Origin of the sequence: Polaromonas sp., from assembly GCF_029945895.1 — a bacterium.
Lineage (GTDB): Bacteria > Pseudomonadota > Gammaproteobacteria > Burkholderiales > Burkholderiaceae_C > Polaromonas.
In genome coordinates, this window is the sequence record NZ_JAQSDL010000003.1 from 38878 (window position 1) to 61127 (window position 22250).

Annotated in this window: 23 protein-coding genes; 16 read left to right on the forward strand and 7 right to left on the reverse strand. The window is 64.4% G+C overall.

Features of this window, described 5'->3' with window-relative positions; translation table 11 throughout:
- Window positions 1-48: 48 nt before the first annotated feature.
- Window positions 49-750, reverse strand: coding sequence for an amino acid racemase (locus PSV33_RS00265; RefSeq protein WP_300557468.1), 702 nt, complete (start codon window positions 748-750; stop codon window positions 49-51).
- 82 nt (window positions 751-832) lie between these two features.
- Window positions 833-1492, reverse strand: a complete 660-nt coding sequence (locus tag PSV33_RS00270; RefSeq protein ID WP_300557397.1) for a TetR/AcrR family transcriptional regulator — start codon at window positions 1490-1492, stop codon at window positions 833-835.
- A gap of 147 nt (window positions 1493-1639) precedes the next feature.
- On the opposite strand from PSV33_RS00270, the gene PSV33_RS00275 reads away from it, so the two are divergent.
- The 7 genes from PSV33_RS00275 (at window position 1640) to PSV33_RS00305 (ending at window position 6404) form a co-directional block, all read left to right on the forward strand.
- Window positions 1640-2125: a VOC family protein gene (locus PSV33_RS00275; protein ID WP_300557399.1), complete on the forward strand. Its 486-nt coding sequence runs from the start codon at window positions 1640-1642 to the stop codon at window positions 2123-2125.
- Window positions 2122-2754: a glutathione S-transferase family protein gene (locus PSV33_RS00280; protein WP_300557401.1), complete on the forward strand. Its 633-nt coding sequence runs from the start codon at window positions 2122-2124 to the stop codon at window positions 2752-2754. Before PSV33_RS00275 ends, PSV33_RS00280 begins: the two co-directional genes overlap by 4 nt.
- 116 nt (window positions 2755-2870) lie before the next feature.
- Window positions 2871-3317 carry a VOC family protein gene (locus PSV33_RS00285; RefSeq protein WP_300557403.1) on the forward strand — a complete coding sequence of 149 codons (447 nt, stop codon included), beginning with the start codon at window positions 2871-2873 and terminating at the stop codon, window positions 3315-3317.
- 35 nt (window positions 3318-3352) lie between these two features.
- On the forward strand, window positions 3353-3838 hold the full coding sequence (locus PSV33_RS00290) for a DUF1579 domain-containing protein (RefSeq protein ID WP_300557405.1): 486 nt from the start codon (window positions 3353-3355) through the stop codon (window positions 3836-3838).
- A 16-nt stretch (window positions 3839-3854) separates the two neighbouring features.
- Entirely contained in the window at window positions 3855-4562 is a 708-nt protein-coding gene (locus PSV33_RS00295; protein WP_300557407.1) for a DUF899 family protein, read from the forward strand.
- A 133-nt stretch (window positions 4563-4695) separates the two neighbouring features.
- Complete coding sequence (locus tag PSV33_RS00300; protein WP_300557409.1) at window positions 4696-5646, forward strand: ABC transporter ATP-binding protein; 951 nt, start codon at window positions 4696-4698, stop codon at window positions 5644-5646.
- On the forward strand, window positions 5643-6404 hold the full coding sequence (locus PSV33_RS00305; protein WP_300557411.1) for an ABC transporter permease: 762 nt from the start codon (window positions 5643-5645) through the stop codon (window positions 6402-6404). Before PSV33_RS00300 ends, PSV33_RS00305 begins: the two co-directional genes overlap by 4 nt.
- A gap of 173 nt (window positions 6405-6577) precedes the next feature.
- Here the strand turns inward: PSV33_RS00305 and PSV33_RS00310 are convergent, their stop codons facing one another.
- Window positions 6578-6913, reverse strand: coding sequence for a collagen-like protein (locus PSV33_RS00310; RefSeq protein WP_300557413.1), 336 nt, complete (start codon window positions 6911-6913; stop codon window positions 6578-6580).
- 257 nt (window positions 6914-7170) lie between these two features.
- On the opposite strand from PSV33_RS00310, the gene PSV33_RS00315 reads away from it, so the two are divergent.
- The gene (locus PSV33_RS00315) at window positions 7171-8259 is read left to right on the forward strand and encodes a pirin family protein (RefSeq protein ID WP_300557470.1); all 1089 of its coding nucleotides are present in this window, start codon (window positions 7171-7173) and stop codon (window positions 8257-8259) included.
- Window positions 8256-9521 (forward strand): DUF2254 domain-containing protein, encoded by a 1266-nt coding sequence (locus tag PSV33_RS00320; RefSeq protein ID WP_300557415.1) that lies wholly within the window; start codon window positions 8256-8258, stop codon window positions 9519-9521. The genes PSV33_RS00315 and PSV33_RS00320 overlap by 4 nt, the downstream gene beginning before the upstream one ends.
- 358 nt (window positions 9522-9879) lie before the next feature.
- Here PSV33_RS00320 and gap read toward each other — a convergent pair whose 3' ends face one another.
- Both gap and tkt read right to left on the reverse strand, forming a co-directional pair.
- Entirely contained in the window at window positions 9880-10878 is a 999-nt protein-coding gene (gene gap, locus PSV33_RS00325) for a type I glyceraldehyde-3-phosphate dehydrogenase (protein WP_300557417.1), read from the reverse strand.
- Window positions 10879-10950: 72 nt separating this feature from the next.
- On the reverse strand, window positions 10951-13002 hold the full coding sequence (gene tkt, locus PSV33_RS00330; protein ID WP_300557419.1) for a transketolase: 2052 nt from the start codon (window positions 13000-13002) through the stop codon (window positions 10951-10953).
- A 222-nt stretch (window positions 13003-13224) separates the two neighbouring features.
- Between tkt and murU the strand changes: the two genes are divergently transcribed.
- A complete protein-coding gene (murU, locus tag PSV33_RS00335; RefSeq protein WP_300557421.1) occupies window positions 13225-13917 on the forward strand; it encodes an N-acetylmuramate alpha-1-phosphate uridylyltransferase MurU in 693 nt (230 codons plus the stop codon).
- A gap of 17 nt (window positions 13918-13934) precedes the next feature.
- Entirely contained in the window at window positions 13935-15320 is a 1386-nt protein-coding gene (locus PSV33_RS00340; RefSeq protein ID WP_300557423.1) for an aminopeptidase P N-terminal domain-containing protein, read from the forward strand.
- Window positions 15321-15335: 15 nt separating this feature from the next.
- On the opposite strand, the gene PSV33_RS00345 is transcribed toward PSV33_RS00340, so the two are convergent.
- Together PSV33_RS00345 and PSV33_RS00350 are read right to left on the reverse strand one after the other, a co-directional pair.
- Complete coding sequence (locus PSV33_RS00345; protein WP_300557425.1) at window positions 15336-15938, reverse strand: zeta toxin family protein; 603 nt, start codon at window positions 15936-15938, stop codon at window positions 15336-15338.
- Window positions 15939-15942: 4 nt separating this feature from the next.
- Entirely contained in the window at window positions 15943-16266 is a 324-nt protein-coding gene (locus PSV33_RS00350) for a hypothetical protein (RefSeq protein ID WP_300557426.1), read from the reverse strand.
- 90 nt (window positions 16267-16356) lie between these two features.
- On the opposite strand from PSV33_RS00350, the gene PSV33_RS00355 reads away from it, so the two are divergent.
- The 5 genes from PSV33_RS00355 to PSV33_RS00375 all read left to right on the forward strand — a co-directional run bounded on the left by PSV33_RS00355 (window position 16357) and on the right by PSV33_RS00375 (window position 22242).
- Window positions 16357-18021, forward strand: a complete 1665-nt coding sequence (locus PSV33_RS00355; RefSeq protein WP_300557428.1) for a sigma 54-interacting transcriptional regulator — start codon at window positions 16357-16359, stop codon at window positions 18019-18021.
- Window positions 18022-18214: 193 nt separating this feature from the next.
- A complete protein-coding gene (locus tag PSV33_RS00360) occupies window positions 18215-19105 on the forward strand; it encodes a sulfurtransferase (protein ID WP_300557430.1) in 891 nt (296 codons plus the stop codon).
- An 84-nt stretch (window positions 19106-19189) separates the two neighbouring features.
- A complete protein-coding gene (locus tag PSV33_RS00365) occupies window positions 19190-19756 on the forward strand; it encodes an OsmC family protein (protein ID WP_300557432.1) in 567 nt (188 codons plus the stop codon).
- A gap of 48 nt (window positions 19757-19804) precedes the next feature.
- Window positions 19805-20959: an acyl-CoA dehydrogenase family protein gene (locus PSV33_RS00370; protein WP_300557434.1), complete on the forward strand. Its 1155-nt coding sequence runs from the start codon at window positions 19805-19807 to the stop codon at window positions 20957-20959.
- Window positions 20956-22242, forward strand: coding sequence for an FAD-dependent oxidoreductase (locus PSV33_RS00375; RefSeq protein WP_300557436.1), 1287 nt, complete (start codon window positions 20956-20958; stop codon window positions 22240-22242). The genes PSV33_RS00370 and PSV33_RS00375 overlap by 4 nt, the downstream gene beginning before the upstream one ends.
- Window positions 22243-22250 lie beyond the last annotated feature (8 nt).

Consider the following 22250-nt stretch of genomic DNA (forward strand, 5'->3'; position numbering starts at 1 on the left):
GATAGCAGCTTGCGCAAGTGCCGATTGGGCTGCAGGCCGATTTGATGCCTAAATGGTGCTATGCACCGCGCGCTGCAAGGCTGCCCGCGCCAGCAGGCGCGTCGAGTCCAGCGTGGGCAGTGGCGAATTGCCGTCGTTGATGATCAGCGGAATCTCGGTGCAGCCGAGGACCACCGCGTCGCAGCCTTCGTTTTTCATTCTTTCAATCACGCGCTGGAAACTGGCCACGGCCTCGGGCCGGGAAATGCCGCGCACCAGCTCGTCCATGATGATGCGGCCCATTTCGTCGCGCTCGGCATCGTTCGGGCGCAGGTACTGCAGCCCGCGTGCGGCCAGCTTGTCCGGGTAGACCGAGCTGTCCACCAGCCAGCGGGTGCCGGTGATGCCGACGCGGCGAAAGCCGCGCCTGGCGGCTTCTTCGGCGACGACCTCGGCAATATGCAGCCAGGGCAGCGGCGAGCGCGGTGCGGCATAGTCAAAGGCCTGATGGATGGTGTTGTCGGGGCAGATCAGGAAGTCGGCGCCAATGGCTGTGAGCTTGTAGGCCGAGTTCAGCATCAGCTCGCCCACGCCTTTCACGTCGCCGCGCTCCAGGCAGTCTACGTACGCGGCGAGCGAGGGCGTGTGCAGGGAAATTTCGGGGTGCGCGTGGGGGGGTCCGAGCAGCGCGGCCCCCTCGGCGCAGATGGTGCGGTAACAAAGCGCGGCACCTTCCGCGGAGCAGCCGACGATTCCGATGTGTTGTGGCATGGGCTGGGGCATGGGGTGAGGTCCTCTTTGCGTTTGGCCTTGTCTTTGTCTGTTCCTCAGGGCCGGGACGGACGGGTCCGGGTCACAGCCCTTTTTCGACCATGTCGAGCAGGCGCTGGCCAACCAGCTGCATCTGCGGGCCGATCACCGGGCCCAGCGGCCCGTCGATGACCAGCATGGCCAGGCCGTGCACGGCGGACCAGGCCAGGAACTCGGCGCCGGGGCGGCGCTCGGGTGGCATCAAGCCGGCCTGCACCAGCTTGTCGAGCGCGGCGCCCAGCAACTCGAACGGGTTCAGGCCGCCCGGGCCGGCCCTGTCGGGGTCGCGCGGCGCTTCCTGCTTCATGTCGTCGGACGCCGCAAAGGCGGTGCGGAACAGCCCGGTCTCAAGCTGGGCAAAACGCAGGTAACCGGTGCCGACGGCACGCACGCTGGCGCGGGCGAAATCGGCCGGCGGCAAGCCGGTGGGCACGGTGGCCAGTTCGGCCTCCATGGCCTGGGCCACGGCCGACAACGCGGCCGCACGCACCGCCTGCAACAGGGCCTGGCGGCTGGCGAAATGCCGGTAGGCGGCATTGGGCGCCACCCCCGCGCGGCGCGTGGCTTCGCGCAGAACCACGGCCTCGGGCCCACCCGTGCGCGCCAGTTCGATGCCGGCTTCCAGCAGCACGCGGCGCAGGTCGCCGTGGCGGTAGGTGCTGCGGGCGGCAGGCGCTGCAGGGGGGTCGGAAGGGCTGCTCATGACTTGTTACGTTTTTATGTGGACAGCGTCCATTATCTTTGTTATTCTTTTGTGGACGGTGTACACAATATCTTGTTCATTGACCCAGGACAAGCCCGATCAATAAGTGGAGGGCGGCCAGCCCCCACACATCCTCAAGGACAAGCCATGCAGAAAATCACTACCTTCCTGACCTTCAAGGACCAGGCCGAAGAAGCGCTGAAGTTCTACGTCTCGGTGTTCAGAAACGCCAGGGCCGGGACCATCCAGCGTTACGGCGACGGCGGACCGCAGCCAAAAGGCACGTTCATGACCGGCAGCTTCGAGATCGCCGGCCAGACCTTCCATGTGCTCAACGCGGGCTCGGACTTCGGCTTTGCGCCTGGCATGTCGCTGTTTGTGGACTGCCCGACGCAGGAAGAAGTCGATGAGCTGTGGGACAAGCTGTCCGAAGGCGGCACCGTGCAGCAATGCGGCTGGTTGCAGGACAAATTCGGCGTGTCCTGGCAGATCGTGCCCACCGTGCTGAGCAAGGTGCTGGCCGACAAGGACCCGGCGAAGGTCAACCACGTCATGCAGGTCATGATGCAGATGGTCAAGTTCGACAGCGCCAGGTTGCAGAAGGCATATGAAGAAGTGGGAGGGTCGGTGTGAAGCTCTACTGCTCCGACGTGCTGAACCCGCGCAAGGTCTGCGCGCTGGCCAGGCATCTGCGCCTGCCGGTTGAACGGGTACACGTGAACCTCGGCAAGGGCGAGCACAAGGCGCCGGCTTTTCTGGCGATGAACCCGAACGGCAAGGTGCCTGTGCTGGTGGACGGCGACCTGGTGCTGTGGGAGTCCAACGCCATCATGTGTTACCTCGCGCAAAAAGCCGGCTCGGACTTGTGGCCGCAGGATGGGCGCCAATACGAGGTGCTGCGCTGGCTGATGTGGGATGCGACGGAGTTTGCGCCCAAGGCAGGCACCCTGTACTTTGAATACATCATCAAATCACGTTTCGGCGCGGGCCCGCCCGATGAAGCGGAAGTGGCACGCGCCACGGAAGGCTTCAGGCGTTTTGCCACGGTGCTGGACACGCACCTGCGCACGCACCGCTTCCTGGCCGGCGACAGCCTGACCGTGGCCGACTTCGCGGTGGCGATCACGCTGCCCTACGCCAAAGAGGCGCATCTGCCGCTGGACGACTTTCCGGAAATCCGCCGCTGGCACGGTGAAATGAGCCAGCTCGAAGGCTGGCTGGACCCGTTTGAGGAACCGCTGCCTGCAGCCGTGGCCGCATGAGGCTCCTGGACACTGAAACCCTGCGGCTGTACGCCACCCTGCACCGCCACTTTTAGCCCCTGACGCAAATCCACTCACAGGAAGAGCGCCCCACCGATCCATCCAAGGAGACAGCCATGCAAGTTCAACCCTACATTTTCTTTGAGGGCCGCTGTGAAGAGGCCCTGACCTTTTACAAAAAGGCCCTGAACGCGGAAGTGACCGCGATGATGCGTTTCAGCGAGATGCCCACGACGCCGGACAATGCCGACCCCACGGGTTGCGCGTCAGGCCCCACGCCACCCCCCGACAGCATCATGCATGCGAGTTTCAAGGTCGGACAGACCGAGGTCATGGCCTCGGACGGCATGTCACAGGGCAAAGCGGAGTTCAAGGGAATTTCCCTGTCCCTCTCGCCAGCAACCGAAGCCAACGCCAGAAAAATCTTTGCCGCCCTCAGTGAAGGCGGACAGGTGCAGATGCCGCTGGCCAAGACATTTTTCTCTCCCTGCTTTGGCATGGTCGCCGACAAATTCGGCGTGTCGTGGATGGTCGTGGTGCCGGGCGAGATGCCGGCGCAGTAAACAGGTTTCGTTTTTAACCAAAGACACAAGACACGATGGACGCAAAACCTCAACAGGAACACGTTTGGCTGCAGCAGATGCTGGGCGACTGGACCATGACCGGCGAATGCGATATGGGGCCCGACCAGCCCGCCAGCCGCACCAAGGCCAAGGAACACGTGCGTGCATTGGGCGACTTTTTTGTGGTCTGCGAAGGTGAGGGCGAAATGCCCGGCAGTGAAGACACCGGCTATATGTTGATGACGCTGGGTTATGACATCGCCAAGAAGAAATTCGTCGGCAGCTGGGCCGGCTCCATGATGCCCGGCATGTTTTTCTACGAAGGCCAGCTTGACGCCGCGCAGAAAGTGCTGACCCTGGACACCGAAGGCCCGAGCTTCACCGGTGACGGAACGACAGCGCGCTACCAGGACGTGATCACGATCAAGAGCAAGAACGAACGCACCCTGCACTCGCAGACCCTGCAGCCGGACGGCAGCTGGAAACGCTTCATGATGGCGACCTACCGGCGCGCGACGTAAGGGGCGGAGAGAGACCGTGAGCACGCCACGCCCCCTGCCATCCGCCAGAGAGCTGGCCCTGAAGAACGGGGTCCGCTTCCCCAACGAAAGCGCGGACTACCGGCGCGCCCGTGACGCGTTGCTGGCCGAGGAGATCGAACTGCGGCGCCACATCGAACGCGTGGCGCAGCAGCGGCGCGAGTTGCCGCCCGGCGGCGTGTTGCCGAAGGACTATGACCTCGTGGGCGAACACGGCCCGGTGAAATTCTCCGAACTGTTCGCAGGCAAGCAGTCATTGGTCGTGTACAGCTACATGTTCGGACCGCAGCGCAAACGGCCCTGCCCGATGTGCACCTCGCTGCTGTCGGCCTGGGACGGCGAGGCAGAGGACGTGATGCAGCGCGTCGGGCTGGGCGTGGTGGCGCGCTCGCCGATAGAACGTTTGCTGGCCTTCAAAGAAGCCCGCGGCTGGCGCCACCTGAAACTGTATTCGGATGTGAGTGGCGACTACACACGCGACTATGTGAGCGCGGATGACGCGGACGAGCCAGCCTTCAACGTTTTCACCCGGCAGGGCGGCAGCCTGCGCCATTTCTGGAGTGGCGAGATGGGCATGGCCACCGCCGACCCCGGCCAGGACCCGCGCGGCGCGCCTGACCTGATGCCACTGTGGACCCTGCTGGACAGCACGCCCGAAGGCCGCGGCCAAGACTGGTACCCCGAGCTCAGTTATCACCAGCCCTGACACCCGGTCCGAGGCCAGGAAAATCAACTGCGCACTGTCAACAAGCCCGGCGTCAGCAGCATTCACGCGATCCGGTTACAGTGACGCGGGCCGCTGCACCTTCACCAGCCCCCACATCAACCGGTACCCCGACTTGCCAGACATCATTTCCATTGAACATCTCAGCAAGGTCTACGCCTCAGGCTTCGAAGCCCTGAAGTCGGTCGACCTGACCATCCGGCGCGGCGAGATTTTCGCGCTGCTTGGCCCCAACGGCGCGGGCAAGACCACGCTGATCAACATCGTTTGCGGCATCGTGCGCCCCAGCTCGGGCCGCGTGATGGCCGACGGGCACGACATCGTGCACGACTACCGCGCCGCGCGTTCCAAGATCGGCCTGGTGCCGCAGGAGCTCTCGACCGATGCTTTTGAGTCCGTCTGGTCCACCGTGAGTTTCAGCCGCGGCCTGTTCGGCAAGCCGGCCAACCCGGCCTACATCGAGAAGGTGCTGCGCGACCTGTCGCTCTGGGACAAGAAGGACAGCAAGATCATGACGCTGTCGGGCGGCATGAAACGCCGCGTGCTGATCGCCAAGGCGCTGTCGCATGAGCCGCAGATCCTGTTTCTCGACGAGCCGACCGCCGGTGTCGATGTGGAGCTGCGCCAGGGCATGTGGCAGATGGTGCGCAAGCTGCAGGAAAGCGGCGTCACCATCATTTTGACCACGCATTACATCGAGGAAGCCGAAGAGATGGCCGACCGCATTGGCGTGATCAGCAAGGGCCAGCTCATTGTGGTGGAAGACAAGGACGTGCTGATGCGCAAGCTGGGCAAGAAGCAGCTCACGCTGCAGTTGCGCGCGCCGCTGGCTGCCGTGCCCCAGGCGCTTGCCGGGCTTGCGCTGGAGCTGACGGACAGCGGCCACACGCTGGTCTACACCTTCGACACCCAGCGGGAAGAAACCGGCATCGGGGAGCTGCTCAAGCAGCTGGCCGGGCTGGGCATCGACTTCAAGGACCTGCATTCGAGCGAGAGTTCGCTGGAGGACATCTTTGTGAGCCTGGTCCATGCCGACAAGCCGGCGCCCCAAAAGGAGGCCGCATGAACTGGTACGCCATCGGGGCCATTTACCGGTTTGAAATGGCGCGCACCTTCCGCACGTTGACGCAGTCGATTGTCTCGCCGGTGATTTCCACCTCGCTGTATTTCGTGGTGTTCGGCGCGGCCATCGGCTCGCGCATGGGCGACATCGACGGCATCAGCTACGGGGCCTTCATCATTCCCGGCCTGATCATGCTGTCGCTGCTCAACGAAAGCATCTCCAACTCCGCCTTTGGCATCTACATGCCCAAATGGTCGGGAACGATTTACGAGCTGCTGTCGGCGCCGGTGTCGTCCATGGAAGTGGTGATGGGCTATGTGGGGGCGGCGGCGAGCAAGTCCGTCTTGCTGGGCCTGCTGATCCTGGCCACGGCACGGCTGTTCGTGCCCTACAGCATTGCGCATCCGTTCTGGATGCTGTGCTTTCTGCTGCTGACCGCGGTGACTTTCAGCCTGTTCGGCTTCATCATCGGGCTGTGGGCCGACAACTTCCAGAAGCTGCAGGTCGTGCCCTTGATGGTGGTGACACCGCTGACGTTTCTGGGCGGCGCGTTTTATTCCATCAACATGCTGCCGCCACTGTGGCAGAAAATCGCCTTGTTCAACCCGGTGGTCTACCTGATCAGTGGATTTCGCTGGAGCTTTTACGGCGTGGCCGACGTCAACGTCGGCATCAGCGTCATCGCCATTCTGGGCTTCCTGGCGCTGTGCCTGGGCGCGGTATGGTGGATCTTTCGCACCGGGTGGAAATTGAAGACCTGACAGGGGTGTGCCAGGGCCCTGCCAGGGCTCGCTGACGGCTGGATGAAAGCTTGTCTCGGGCGCATCCCCCTGCCAGGTCCGGCCACGAAAAAAGGCCCCAGTCACCGCGGTGACTGGGGCCTTTTCTTTTCATGCAGCACCAGCCCCGGAAGGGCTGGCCGCGCGATGAAAGCTTACTTTTGCGGGACAACAATCACGGTGTCGCCGGTGGCGCCGGTGGAACCGGTAGCGCCAGTGGCGCCAGTGGCGCCCGTTGCACCGGTGGCGCCGGTAGCACCGCCGCTAGGGCCGGTGGAGCCAGTCGCGCCAGTTGCACCGGTGTAGCCGGTAGAACCGGTGGAGCCCGTCGAACCGGTAGAACCGGTAGCGCCGGTGGAACCCGCTTCGCCAGCAGGGCCGGCAGGACCTGGAACGGTCACGACAGCAGGAGTAGGCGTGACAACGGTGCGTTCGCAAGCGGTCAAACCCAGGGTAGCGATCAGGGCGGCGAGCAGAAATGAATATTTCATGGGGAGTCTTTCGGAATTTGAGCGGAAAATGCGCGCGAAATTGTGCGCAGGCAGTTTTCCCTGCCTCGGCCTTGCACTGCCCAAAATAATTTCTGCGTAGATGCAAGAGGACGAACATTAAATTTACCTGCGCGGCAGGGCACGCCCTGTAGGACGAACCCACGATGGCGTGTCCGAAATTGACCGGCATCGCCGCCTCGCCCGGCAAGGGAAAACAGATGTCGGTAAGCTCCACCATGACTTCTGAAAGCAACGCCATGAGCTCTTCATCTTCATCTTCATCTTCATCTTCTTCCAATACGCTCTCTCCCGTCGTCCAGGTCAAGCCGCTCGGCTTTCCGTGGGAGACGATGGACCCCTTCCTTTTTTGCGTGTACCACGACGATGCCTACCCGGCCGCCAATGCGCAGATGGGGCCGCAAGCCGCGCTGGCGGGCCGGGCCCTGGGGCAGGATTTTTCGCGCAAGGACGGCTGGAGCATGTACCACGGCAGCGTGGTCCCGGGCTTTCCGGCCCACCCGCACCGCGGCTTTGAGACCGTCACCATCGTGCGCAAGGGGCTGATCGACCATTCGGACTCGCTGGGCGCCACCGCACGGTTCGGCCGCGGCGATGTGCAATGGCTGACGGCCGGGCAGGGCGTTGTTCATTCCGAAATGTTTCCGCTGCTCGACGCGAGCGCGCCCAACCCGCTGGAGCTGTTCCAGATCTGGCTGAACCTGCCCCGGCAGAGCAAGATGGCCAAGCCGCACTTCACCATGTTCTGGTCGCAGGACATCCCGCGCCTGAGCGCCACGGACGCGGAAGGCCGCCGCACCGAGGTGGCGGTGATTGCGGGCCGGCTCGCCGATGCCGAAGCGCCGCCGATGACGCCGCCACCCGACTCGTGGGCCGCCCAGGCCGACGCTGACGTGGCGATCTGGACGATTCGAATGGCGCCCGGCGCGCGCTGGACCCTGCCTGCCGCCGCAGGCCAGGGCACGCGGCGCCAGCTGTATTTTTTCAAGGGCCGCACCGTCCGCATTGGCGGCCAGGCCGTCACCGCCCCTGCGGCCATCGAGCTGCGAGCCGATGCAGCGGCGGAACTGCTCAACAGCGGCAGCGAAGAGGCCGAGTTTTTGCTGCTGCAGGGCAAACCGATTGCCGAGCCGGTGGTGCAATACGGCCCGTTCGTGATGAACACCGAGGCCGAGATCGCCCAGACCCTGAGGGACTACCAGCAAACGCAATTCGGCGGCTGGCCGTTTGCGGACGACGCGCCCGTGCATGGGCGCGACCCCCTGCGGTTTGCGCGGCACCCGGATGGGCGCGAGGAGCGCCCGCCGCAATTGGCGATACGGCCATGACGGAAAAACTGCTCTATCTGCTGCAGCGCGTGATGCGCAAGACCTGGGTGCGCTGCGTGCTGTTTTCGCTGGTGGGCGTTCTCGCCGTGGGGCTGTCGATGGTGCTCGGTCCGTCGATTCCGGAGGACGTGGCGGTCAAGCTCGGCTCGGACGCCATCGGCAGCATGCTCAACATCATCGCAACCAGCATGCTGACGGTGGCCATTTTTTCGGCCAGTACCATGGTGTCATCGTTCACGGCGGTTGCCAGCAGCGCCACGCCCCGGGCATCGCAACTGATGATCGAGGACACCACCATCCAGAACACCCTGGCCACCTTCATTGGCGCTTTTCTTTACAGCGTCATCGCGCTGATCGGCCTGAATGCGCGGCTCTACGGCGGCGGCGGCCGACTGGTGCTGTTTGGCTTCACCGTCGCGATTTTGTTGATTGTGGTGATCGTGCTCCTCCGATGGATCGACTACCTGTCGGTACTTGGCAGGATGGGGGAGACCTTGCAACGGGTGGAGAAGGCGACCACCCAGGCCATGGATCAGCGCCTGTCCCGCCCCTGCCTGGGTGGCAAACCGCTTCGCCGGGGCAGCCAGGGCCGCTACACCCTGCTCTCATCCGAAACCGGATTTGTACAGCATGTGTCCATGGACATTCTCCAGAAGCTTGCCGAGGAGAACGACGACACCCTGCAGGTCCACGTGCTGCCGGGCGCCTTTGTCGAGCCCTCGACGCTGATCGTCAGCGGCGACCAGGTCATGGATGACGCCAGACGCGAGGCCATGCGCAGCGCAGTGCTGATCGGAGCCTCTCGGACCTTTGACCATGATCCTCGGTTCGGGCTGGTGGTGTTAGGTGAAATTTCCACACGGGCGTTATCGCCGGGGGTCAACGATCCGGGCACGGCACTGGATGTGATGGCCACCGCCGTCCGGACTCTGGCGCACTGGGTACACCATCTTCATTCAAACGCAGGGACTGCCGATCTGCTGTTTGACCGCGTGAGCGCTCCCCCGCTGGATGAAGCCGGCATGCTTGACGATGTGTTTTTGCCGCTGGCGCGGTATGGGGCCGGGGCAGCGGAGGTCGGCCTCCAATTGCAACGCTCGCTCGCCGCCATCCGTCGGCTTCATCACCCCGAATTTGATACGGCGGTGCAGCAGCTCTCGCGCTACGCCATCGCGCGCGCTGTGCATGCGGATTTGTTTGAGGCAGACGTGCAGGGCTTGCGTGAAGCCGCCGAAGAGGTGCAACGAGTCATACCCGCCTGAACCCATCACCGGGCGCATCTGTCAGGCAAACAGCACGGCGCGCCGGCAGATGCGGTGAGATTTGAGCCTCTCCCGGCGGGCGCGGATGGCACTCACCGTTGCCGGATGTCACATGAGGTGGTTCGGGCGACTGGCCGGTTGACGGTATTGCAGAGGGTTCCCTGATCGGAGGTGATCAAGAAGGCGCCCAAGATGGCCGATGCCGCCAAAAAACCCTGGAGCGCCCCCGGCAAAAGCGCCGCTGCTCGACTTCGCCCTGACTCCACGGGGTCACTGGAATCATGACGAATAGACGGGTCAGCCGATCGGATCAAAAAAAAGCGCCTCCAGGAGGCGCTTTTTGCTGGGCTGGCAGGGTCTACCTGGACACAACCCGCACCATCTCCAGGCACTTGTTCGAGTAACCCCACTCGTTGTCGTACCAGGCCACGATCTTGACGAAGGTGCTGTCCAGCGCAATGCTGGCGTCGGCGTCAAACACGCTGGTGCAGGTCTCGCCGCGGAAGTCGGTGGCGACCACCTTGTCTTCGGTGTAACCGAGAATGCCCTTGAGCGCGCCTTCGCTTTGCGCCTTCATTTCGGCGCAGATTTCCTTGAGCGTGGCTTCCTTGTTCAGCTCGCAGGTCAGGTCCACCACCGAGACGTCGGAGGTCGGCACGCGGAAGGACATGCCGGTGAGCTTTTTGTTCAGCTCGGGGATCACCACGCCGACGGCCTTGGCCGCGCCGGTGCTCGAGGGAATGATGTTTTCCAGGATGCCGCGGCCGCCGCGCCAGTCCTTGTTGCTCGGGCCGTCCACGGTTTTCTGGGTGGCCGTCGCCGCGTGCACGGTGGTCATCAGGCCGCGCTTGATGCCCCATTTGTCGTTCAGCACCTTGGCCACGGGGGCCAGGCAGTTGGTGGTGCAGCTGGCGTTGGAGATGATGGCCTGGCCGGCATAGGTCTTGTCGTTGACGCCATAGACGAACATCGGGGTGTCGTCTTTCGATGGCGCCGAGAAGATGACTTTCTTGGCGCCGGCGGCCAGGTGTTTTTCACCGGAGGCCTTGTCCAGGAACAGGCCGGTGGCCTCGAGAACGATGTCGGCGCCGATGTCGTTCCACTTCAGGTTGGCGGGGTCGCGTTCCTGGGTCAGGCGGATTTTCTTGCCGTTGACGATCAGGGTGTTGCCTTCGACCGATACATCGCCCTTGAAGCGGCCGTGCACCGAGTCGTACTGCAGCATGTACTTGAGGTAGTCCGGCTCGAGCAGGTCGTTGATGCCGACGATCTCGATGTCGCTGAAGTTCTGCACGGCGGCACGCAACACGTTGCGCCCGATGCGGCCGAAGCCGTTGATACCTAGTTTGATGGCCATCTGCTTTTGCTCCTGGAAGTTGAAAACCTGAAAACCGGGGTCTCCGTGGCAGCCCTCGGACCGCCGCGGTACTTACTTTTTCGACAAGACCTTGCGTACGGTGTCGGCCACGTTTTCGGGTGTGAAACCGAAATGTTTGAACAGCACCGGGGCAGGTGCGGACTCGCCGTAGCTGTCGATGCCGACGACCGCAGCGCAGCCGTATTTCCACCAGCCGTCGGTGACACCCATCTCGACCGCGATGCGCGGAATGCCTTCGGGCAGCACTTCAGACTTGTAGGCCGGCTTTTGCTTGTCAAAGGTGGTGGTGCTGGGCATGGAGACCACACGCACGGCGATTTTGTAGGTGGCCAGCAGTTCCTGCGCCTTGAGTGCCAGCTGCACTTCGGAGCCGGTGGCGATGATCACGGCCTGGGCCTTCTTGTTCAGGCCCACTTCGGCCGGCTCGGCCAGCACGTAAGCGCCCTTGCTGATTTCACCGAGGTCGGTTTTCGGCGCGTAGGGCAGGTTCTGGCGGCTGAGCAGCAGGGCCGTCGGCTTGGCCTTGTTCTGCAGGGCCACGGCCCAGGCCACAGCGGTTTCAGCCGTGTCGCCCGGACGCCAGACGTCGAGGTTGGGAATCAGGCGCAGGCTGGCAGCGTGTTCGATCGACTGGTGCGTCGGGCCGTCCTCGCCGAGGCCGATGGAGTCGTGTGTGAACACATGCACCACGCGGATTTTCATGAGTGCAGCCATGCGGATCGCGTTGCGGCTGTAGTCGCTGAAGGTCAGGAAGGTGCCGCCGTAAGGGATGTAGCCGCCATGCAGCGCGATGCCGTTCATGATGGCGGCCATGCCGAACTCGCGCACGCCGTAGTTGATGTGGCGGCCAATGACCTTGCCGCCGTCGGCCGCATCGGACATGACCACGTCGCCGGCCAGGTCGAAGCGCAGGGCGGGTGTGCTTTTTGTGTTGGTCAGGTTGGAGCCAGTCAGGTCGGCGGAGCCGCCCAGCATTTCCGGCAGGCCGGCGGTGAAGGCTTCCAGCGCGAGCTGGGAGGCCTTGCGCGAAGCCACTGTCTCGGCCTTGGTGTGGGCGCCGACCACGGTGTCCACCGCGATTTGAGAGAAGGCGCGCGGCAACTCGCCCTTCATGCGGCGCGTGAATTCCGCCGCCAGCTCGGGGTGCGTCACCTTGTAGGCGGTGAATTTCGCGTCCCAGGCGGCTTCCAGTGCCAGGCCTTTGGCCTTGGCGTCCCAGGCTTCGTAGGCTTCCCTGGGCAGCTCGAACGGGGCGTGGGTCCAGCCCAGCGCCTCGCGCGTGAGTTTGATCTCTTCCGCGCCCAGTGGCTCGCCGTGGGCTTTGGCGGTGTTGGCGCGGTTCGGCGAGCCTTTGCCGATGTGGGTCTTGCAGACGATCAGCGTCGGTTTGTCGGCGCTGTTTTTGGCATCGGTCAGAGCGCGCGTGACGGCCTCCACATCGTGGCCGTCGATCGGGCCGATCACGTTCCAGCCGTAGGCGGCAAAACGCAGCGGCGTGTTGTCGACAAACCAGGGCGTGACCTGGCCGTCGATGGAGATGCCGTTGTCGTCGTACAGCGCGATCAGCTTGTTGAGTTTCCAGGCGCCGGCCAGGGCGCAGGCCTCGTGGCTGATGCCTTCCATCAGGCAGCCATCACCCATGAACACAAAGGTGTGGTGGTCGACGATGCTGTGGTCGGCCTGGTTGAATTCAGCGGCCATCAGTTTTTCAGCCAGCGCCATGCCGACGGCATTGCTGATGCCCTGGCCCAGCGGGCCGGTGGTGGTTTCAATGCCGGGGGTGTAGCCGAACTCGGGATGGCCGGGGGTCTTGCTGTGCAGCTGGCGGAAGTTCTTCAGTTCCTTCATGGGCAGGTCATACCCGGTCAGGTGCAGCAGCGCATAAATCAGCATCGAACCGTGGCCGTTGGACAGCACAAAACGGTCGCGGTCGAACCAGTGCGGGTTGTGCGGGCTGTGCTTCAGATGGCGGCCCCAGAGTGCGACCGCCATGTCGGCCATGCCCATGGGCGCGCCGGGGTGGCCGGAGTTGGCCTGCTGCACGGCATCCATGGCCAGAGCACGGATGGAGTTGGCCATGAGGGATGTGGGGGTGTCAGCCATTGCTTGAAGTCCAGGGTGTGTGAAGGTCGCAGCGCCCGGTGCCGGCTCGGCCACCGGCAAGAACCGGGCACTCGGGAAAACCCCTGATTTTACGGGATGCCACCCCCTGCAGTTTGCCGCCGCGCTGCCGGCCTTCCGTGCTATTAATTTAGTAGCTGATGGCGCCCGATGCGTATGGGCAGGGGGCCGTTTCTTCCCATAAGCCGGCATAATTGCAAGCACATGAGCACCCAAGCCCTGATCCTGGCCGCCGGCCGCGGCGAACGCATGCGTCCGCTGACAGACCACCACCCCAAACCGCTGCTGCAGGTGCAGGGCAAGCCGCTGATCGTGTGGCACCTGGAACACCTGGCGCGCGCGGGTGTCACCGATGTGGTGATCAACACCGCCTGGCTGGAAGAACAGTTTTCGGCGACGCTGGGTGACGGCCGCGCCTTCGGCCTGCGCATTCGTTACTCGCACGAAGGGGCCAGGTTTGGCGGCGCACTGGAAACCGCGGGCGGCATTGCCACCGCGCTGCCGCTGCTGCAGGATGCACCCTTCTGGCTGGTGGCTGGCGACGTGTTCATGCCGGGCTTTGATTTTCCGGCAGCCGATGCGCAGCGTTTTGCGGCATCCAGCGCGCTGGCGCACATCTACCTGGTGCCCAACCCGCCGCACAACCCAAAAGGCGACTTCGGTATCAGCGACGCGGGCCTGGCGCTATCGCGTGCCGATCAGCAGTTCACCTACAGCACGGCGGGCCTGTACCGCCCGGCCCTGTTCAGGAACACACCGGCCGGGCAGAAAGCCGCACTGGCGCCGCTGCTGCGGCAGGCCATGTCAAGCGGCGAGGTCACCGCGGCGCTATATTCAGACGCATGGACCGACGTGGGGACGCCCGAACGCCTGGCCGAATTGAACATCCCACGCTAAAAAAAGACGCCTGACCCATGACCACGATTTACCAGAAACGCCGCGCCGCTGTGGCGCGCGCCCTCAAGGCCGCCGGTGGCGGCATTGCCCTGCTTCCGACCGCCCCCGAAGTGGCGCGCAACCGCGACAGCAGCTTTCCCTATCGGCACGACAGCTACTTTTATTACCTGACCGGTTTCGACGAGCCGGGCGCCTGGCTGGCGATCGAAGCCAACGGCCACAGCACGCTGTTTTGCCAGCCCAAGGACCTGGAGCGCGAGATCTGGGACGGCATTCGCCTGGGGCCCAAGGCCGCCCCGGCCACGCTCGGTGTGGAGGCTGCTTTCAGCGTCGAAACCCTCGAAGACAGGATGCCCGCGTTGCTGGCCAACCAGCAGGCGGTGTGGTTTCCGTTTGCCACGCACAAGGGCCTGGAAACCCAGGTCGACGGCTGGCTGGGCAAGGTGCGTGCGCGCATCCGCTTCGGCGCCGAATGCCCGCAAAGCCAGCATGACCTGTGCAGGCTGCTCGACGAGATGCGCCTGACCAAGGATGCGCACGAGGTCGCCATCCTGCGGCGCGCCGGAGCCATCTCGGCCGGCGCCCACGTGCGCGCCATGCAGACCTCGGCGGCCATGCTGCGCGAGGGCGTCAAGGGCGGCCTGCGCGAGTACCACCTGGAAGCGGAACTGCTGCATGAGTTCCGGCGCCACGGCTCGCAGTTTCCGGCTTACACCAGCATCGTTGCTGCCGGCGCCAATGCCTGCGTGCTGCATTACCGTGCCGGCGACGCCGAACTCAGAAGCGGCGACCTGTGCCTGATCGACGCCGGTTGCGAGCTCGATGGGTATGCCAGCGACATCACACGCACCTTCCCGGCCAACGGCAGGTTCACACCGGCCCAGCGCGTGTTGTACGAAATTGTTCTGGAAGCGCAAAACGCCGCAGTGAAGGTGACCAGGCCCGGCAAACGTTTCACGGACCCGCACGACGCGGCCACGCGCGTGCTGGCCCAGGGCATGCTGGACACCGGCCTGCTCGACAAAAAGAAGCACGGCAAGGTCGACGACGTGCTGGCATCGGGCGCCTACCGCCAGTTCTACATGCACCGCACCGGCCACTGGATGGGCATGGACGTCCACGACTGCGGCGACTACACCGAGCCAGGCAGCAAGCCGCGCGAGGAAAAAGACGCGCTGGGCCAGACCGTGATGCGCAAGCCTTCGCGCATCCTGCGTCCCGGCATGGTGACCACCATCGAGCCCGGCATCTATGTGCGCCCGGCCAAAGGTGTGCCGAAAGAGTTCTGGAACATCGGCATCCGCATCGAGGATGACGCGCTGGTCACGGCCAAAGGCTGCGAACTGCTGACGCGGGGTGTGCCGGTGGAAGCCGATGAGATCGAGGCCTTGATGCGGGGGTAGGCCCGCTGCCAGGCATCAGCCGGCCTCCGCGGCGCCCAACACCGTTTGGGCCCAGCGCGGCAGCTGATCGGCGAAGATGGTCACCTTGGCTCCCTCGCACATCGCGACCATGAAGGGTCCGCCGTCCTCCAGATCCCGCCCGTCATAGAGATACGCCACCGTCGCCAGGCCGACTGCGTGGGACAGATGACTCAAGGTTCGCGGATAACGCGCGAGGATTTTGTCAGGTGGCACAAAATGCCCGCCTTCCTGCACACGGCGTTGCACCCGCGCCAGCAGGCGCTGGGGGTCGTCCAACGCCACGACATACAAAGCCACCACGTAGCCTTGCGCAAGCGCCTCGTCGATCAGGGCCAGCTTGGAGTCATGGGAAAAAACCGTTTCGCTGACGAACGACTCGCCACCGGCAAGTTTGATCGCGCGTTGGGCGTCGGCCCAGTCTCTGGCGGCCTGTGACCGCTGCACAGGATCGATGATGTGTTGCAAATGCTCACGCTCAAAAAGATCAGCGTTGATAAACGCCAGGTCGGCGCTGAAGATGCCATCGCGCACCAAGGCGCGGTAAAGGGTGGACTTGCCCGCGCCGTTGGGGCCGGCGAGCAGGTGGAAAACCGGCATGCAACTAGCTGGAGCGTTTGCGGTTTTCTTCCACCACTTCCCGTACCCGTTGTGCCAGCGAGCCGCTTACTTCTGCCGCCAGCAAACGGCTGGTCAGGTCTGCGACGGCGCGCGTTTGTTGTGCCTTGCGCGCTGCGGCTTCATAACCCTCAATCGCCGTCTGCGCCTCCTGGACCGTCAGGCCGGAATACTCGACCACGCGGCCCAGGGTGGCCCAATACTCGATCTGGCCCGCAGCCGAACGCCGCAGGGGCTGCGCTGCCTCGCGCGCCTGCTCGACCAGGGCCGTGGGAAGTTTGACGGAAGCAAAGTTGCTGGGCTTGGCCATAAAGTACTCCTGTATGGCGCATTTTGCGCCATACAGGACAAAATCGCAAGAGGTGCAGCGCTTTTGGCTGGGTTATTGCTAGTCCATGGCATGGCACCTCTCACCGTCCCCACCAAACCCGCCGCCGACCCGCAATGGCGCGCCCAGGAGCTGCTGCTCATGAGCGAGGTCATGCGTCTGGTGGGCAAAAGTCTGGCGCCGGAAGTGGTGATGCGCGAGATGCTGCACCTGATGTCGGAGCTGCTGGGGCTGAACCGCGGCCGCATCGTGCTGGCCGACTTTGTGGGTGACCTGGCGCTGCAGGGGCTGGCGGACCGCAAGCCGGCAGACCGCGTGGCCGATGCGCGGGCGCCGGCTTCGGCCATTCGTTATGCCTATGGCCTGACAAAGACCGAGATGGCGCGCGGGCGTTACGGGCCGGGTGAAGGCATCACCGGCCGCGTGCTGGCCACGGCGCAACCCATCATCGTGCAGGACATCGACGCCGAGCCACAGTTTCTGGCGCGGTCCGTTGCGCGGGCCCAGCTGCCGCCCGACACGGTCGCCTTCATCGCGCTGCCGATAGAAGTGAACCGTGAGGTCATCGGCGTGCTGGCCTGCCACCGCATTCGCAGCCGCGACCGGCAGCTCGCCGACGACGTGGCGGTGCTCAAGATCCTGGCCACGCTGGCCGGCCAGCTGTTGCAGCTGCAGGCGCTGGTGGCCGACAAAACGCGTGCCCTGGAGGCAAAAAACCGGCTTTTGAGCCGCGCCCTGGAAACCGCGGCAGCGCGTTACGGCATCATCGGCACCTCGCCGGCGCTGCTGCAGGCGCTCAGTGAACTGGAGCGGGTGTCCGAGGCCACAGCCAGCGTGCTGCTGCTGGGCGAGTCGGGCACCGGCAAGGAGCTGTTTGCGCGCGCCGTGCACCTCTCGAGCCAGCGCCGCGACCAGCCCTTCATCAAGGTCAATTGCGCGGCGATTCCCGACACGCTGTTCGAGTCCGAGCTGTTCGGTTATGAGCGCGGCGCCTTCACCGGAGCGCAGAACGCGCGCGCCGGCTGGTTCGAACAGGCCGACCGCGGCACGATTTTCCTCGACGAGATCGGCGAGATGCCGCTGGCCATGCAGACCAAGCTGCTGCGCACGCTGCAGGAGGGCACCATCGTGCGGCTCGGCGGCAAACGCGAGATCAAGGTGGCGGTGCGCGTGGTGGCGGCCACCAACCGCGACCTCGAACAGGACGTGCTGGCCGGCACTTTCCGGCGCGATATGTTCTACCGGCTCAACGTGATCCCGATCCGCCTGCCCTCGCTGCGCGAACGCCCGCAGGACATCCGCGCGCTGGCCATCCATTTTCTAAGCCGCATCAACCAGGCCAACCAGCGCAATGTGAGCCTGTCCGCAACGGCCCTGGCCCGTCTCGAGCAGCACCCCTGGCCCGGCAACATCCGCGAACTGGGCAATGTGATCGAGCGCCTGGTGCTGCTGAGCGACAGCGCCATGGTTTCCGCCGAAGAACTTGCGCGGTTTTTGCCGCACGAGCAGGACAGCCGATCGCCCAGCAAGCTGGCGGCCAAGCCGCACCCGGTCCCCCCGGTGCCCCTGGTCCGCGACTACCTGGCCGTGCAATCGCACCCGGCGGCGCAGCTGCAGCAGGCCATGCGCGACCATGGCGGCAACCAGTCGCGCGCCGCCCAGGCACTGGGGCTGACAGTGCGGCAGTTCAGCTATCGCTTGCGCAAACTGGGTTTGCACAATGTCGACAATGTGTAGACATTGTGTCGGGGCCGGTCGGTACTCGGGTTTTCATGATGCTCAGTTTGCTACTGAATTAATAGCTTTCTACGCTTGTATACAAAGGGCTGCAGGCACTTTTTATTCAAAATTCCAGCCGGAGAAAGATCTGGCACGGCCGTTGCAATAACGGTGGGGACGGCATGTGCCGTGACCTCACCTGGAGATTGCCATGACGACCGACAGCGTTCTTGTTTCCCCCGAGCAACTCTCGCGCATGATGGGCGCCGAGCCCGTGGTCATCATCGACACCCGCGACGCCGACACCTATGCCGCCGGCCATTTGCCCGGCGCGGTCAACATGCGCGAGATCTTCACCTTTCTGGCCACCTCCACGGCCGAAGGCCTGACCGCGCTCAAATCCACCTTTGCCGAACACTTTGGGTTGGTCGGCCTGTCAGGCAAGGAAACCGCCGTGTTTTACGAGGACGCGCTGAACAGCGGCTACGGCCAGTCCTGCCGCGGCTATTACCTGCTGACCTGGCTGGGTTACCCCAAGGTCAAGGTGCTCAACGGTGGTTTCTCGGCCTGGAAAGCCCAGGGCCTGCCAGTCAGCACCGAAGCGGCCGCGTCCACACCCGCTACCTTTCCGGCCAACCTCGCGATGACCGATGTGATGCTGACCAAGGACGACGTGGCCGCCGCGCTGGGCAGCAACGTGGCCCTGCTCGATGTGCGTGACATCGACGAATGGACCGGCGAAAGCTCGTCCCCCTACGGCAAGGACTTTGCGCCGCGCAAAGGCCGGTTGCCTGGCGCCAAATGGATTGAGTGGTACCGCTTCATGAAGCCTTCGGCCCAGGGCCCCGTGTTCAAGTCGCCGCTGGAGGTCCAGGCCGAATGTGCCACCGCCGGTATCGCCACCGATGACACGGTTTACCTGTATTGCTTCAAGGGCGCACGCGCCTCGAATACTTTCCTGGCACTCAAGCAGGCCGGCTTTTCGGACGTGCGCATGTATTTCGGTTCGTGGAACGAGTGGTCGCGCGACGACTCGTTGCCGATTGAAACCGATGCGCCGCTGATGAAGGCCAGAGCACCGTCGCTGGCTTTGGCTGCCTGAACGAGGCCCTGCCGCCTTTCTTCTTTCGCTTTCTTCTTTCGCTTTCCCTTCTTTTATTGACAACCTGATCAGGAGACTTTTCCCATGTCCGTGGACACCGCCATCGCCCCCGCCGCACCGACTACTGTCAAGGCTTACCTCAAACCCATCGACGGCGAGGGTCTGGCCGCCTTTGCCGCCAAAGGACGCGCCAACCCGGCATCACGCGGCACCAACAAGGTCCACACCGTGATGCAGGGCATGTACCGCTCGCTCAGCTACGTGGGAGACCACACGCCGGTGGTGGTGGATGAACCCCTGCACCTGTTCGGAGAAAACACGGCACCGGCGCCCGGTGAAATCGTGCTGTCGGGCCTGGGCGGTTGCCTGGCCGTCGGCATCACCGCCGTAGCGACCTTGAAGAAGGTCAAGCTGTCCAGGCTGGAGGTTTTCATGGAAGGCGACATCGGCAACCCGGCGGCCTGGGGTGCCGGCGGCGCTTCCAAGGAAGCACCCGACATGGGCTTCCAGGCGATCCGCGTGAAGATCGTGATCGAGGGCGACGCACCGCGGGAGGTGCTCGACGAAATTGTCCAGCATGCGAACTTCTATTCGCCGGTGGCCAACAGCATGCGCAATCCCATCCCCTTCGAGATTGCCCTGGCCGACTGACCCCGGCTCTGCCCCGCACGACCGCCCCACCACCGCAAGGACTTCCTCATGAATCCCGCCGATCTGCCCCGTGAACTCACCTGCGTGCCGCCACCAGAAACCGATGCCCTGCTGGCCGCCGTGCGCGCGGTCGCGCAGGGGCCGCTGAAGCAACAAGTGGAAGCGATTGACCGGCAAGGCCATTACCCGCGGGCTGTGCTGCAGGAGCTGGCGAAGCTGGGCGCGATGAGTGCGCATCTGGATATGCCTGCAGGCCCAGGCAGCTACGCGCTGGCGATCCAGGCCATGGCTGAAGTCTCGCGCGTCTGCGGCGCCACCGGCTTCATGATGTGGTGCCAGGCCGTGTGCGGCCTGTACATGCAGCAGTCGGGCAACCCGGGCCTGATGGGTGACGTGTTGTTGCGCCACGCCAGCGGCGCCGGGCTGGGCGGCACGGCGCTGTCCAACCCAATGAAAAGTTACGCACAGATCGAGAGCCTGCTGCTCAGGGCCACCCCCGTCGAAGGCGGCTACCTCGTCAACGGCAACTTGCCCTGGGTCAGCAACCTGGGGTCGGACCATTACTTCGGCGCGATTGCAGCGGTGATGGCAGGGGACGCACCTGCCGACAGGGAGGTCATGTTCCTGCTGCGCTGCGACGCCCCCGGCGTGGAGCTGCGCGAATGCCCCAGCTTTTCGGCCATGGAAGGCACAGGCACCTGGGGCGTGCGTCTGAAGGACCATTTCATTGGTGCGGGCGAGATCATGGCCGATCCGGCCAAACCCTACATTGCGCGCATACGCGCCGCTTTTGTGATGCTGCAGTGTGGCATGGCGGTGGGCGTCACCCAAGGGGCGATTGACTCGATGTGGGCCGTGGAGTCCCAGCTGGGCCATGTCAATCAGTTCCTGGAAGACCGGCCCGACACCCTGCAGGCCGAACTGGATGCGCTGACCCGGCGCGTGATGACACTCGCCGACACACCGTTTGAGCCCTCAGCCGAATTTTTCATCGACGTGCTCGATGCCCGCGCCCACGGCGCCGAGCTGTGCCTGCGCGCCGCCCAGTCGGCGCTGATGCACCAGGGGGCACGTGGCTACCTGATGTCATCGGAAGTGCAGCGGCGCGTGCGCGAATCGCATTTCGTCGCCATCGTCACGCCGGCCATCAAGCACCTGCGCAAGGAAATCGCGCGGCTGAGTGCCGAGGAGCAGCCGGCATGATCCTTCCGCCGCCAGCACGACCTGCCCAAGCCGTCACCACCGATGCGTCCGGCTTGCCGTGGGCGCTGTTTATCTGCAAGGCCTGCGGACTGATTTATGACGAAGCCAAGGGGGATGCCGACAGCGGGCTGGCGCCGGGCACACGTTTTGCCGACATTCCCGACGACTGGGCCTGTCCGCTGTGCGGTGTGGGCAAGGCCGACTTTGAACCTCATGTGGTGGCCGGGCAACCGCAGCGACGGGCCACCAGCCCGGCCACCCGCCTGCCGCAAGGCGCGGCCACACGGCACAACGCCGGCACAGTCATCGTCGGGGCCGGGCGCGCAGGCTGGGAGATGGCGCAGGCCCTGCGCGAACGCGACGCCGACATGCCCATCACCCTGGTCACGGCCTGCAGCGGCGACATTTACGACAAACCCATGCTTTCGGTGGCCATCGCTCGCGGCATGGCCGTCGACAAGCTGGCGCGCGAAAGCGGTGACCAGGCTGCGCAGCGCCTCGGTGTGCGCTTGCTGGCCCACACGCAGGCCGTCAGCATCACGTCGGGCAGCCGCCAGCTGCGCACCACCCGCGGCACGCTGCGCTACCGGCATCTGGTGCTGGCGCACGGCGCCCAGGCGCGCTCCCTGCCACAACTGCCTGCAGCCCTGTGCTGGCGCATCAACCATCTGCAGGCTTATGCAAAATTCCGCGCGGTGCTGGGCGCCTCTGCGCAGCGGATCGCCATCGTGGGCGCCGGCCTGATTGGCTCCGAACTCGCCAATGACCTGGCGCTGGCGGGTCACCAGGTCACCCTGCTCGATGTGCAGACGCGGCCACTCGCAAGCTGCTTGTCGGAAGCGCAATCGCAGCAACTGCTGGCGGCCTGGCGCGACCTGCCACTGCGATTCGTCGGAGGGGTGCAGATCAGCGGGATGAAGTCGCCCGCAGCGTCGGGCCACGGGGTAAAACAGCTCGACACGGCATGTGGCCAGACCTTCACGGTCGACCACATCATCGTGGCCGCAGGGCTGCAGACACCGAGCCGGCTGGCGCGCAGCGCCGGCCTGGCCTGGAACCAGGGCATTGATGTCAAGCCGGACTCGCTGGCCACCAGCGTGGAAGGTATTCACGCGCTGGGTGATTGCATTTCCGTCGACGGCGAAGTCAGCCGCTTTATCGAGCCCATCGGCCGGCAGGCGCAAACGCTGGCGACAAGCATTCTGGGCCAGCCCGTCACGCCTTACCATGCTGCGAGGGTGCCGTTGCGGGTGAAAACAACGTCCCTGCCGTTTACCCTGTAGCTTGACGG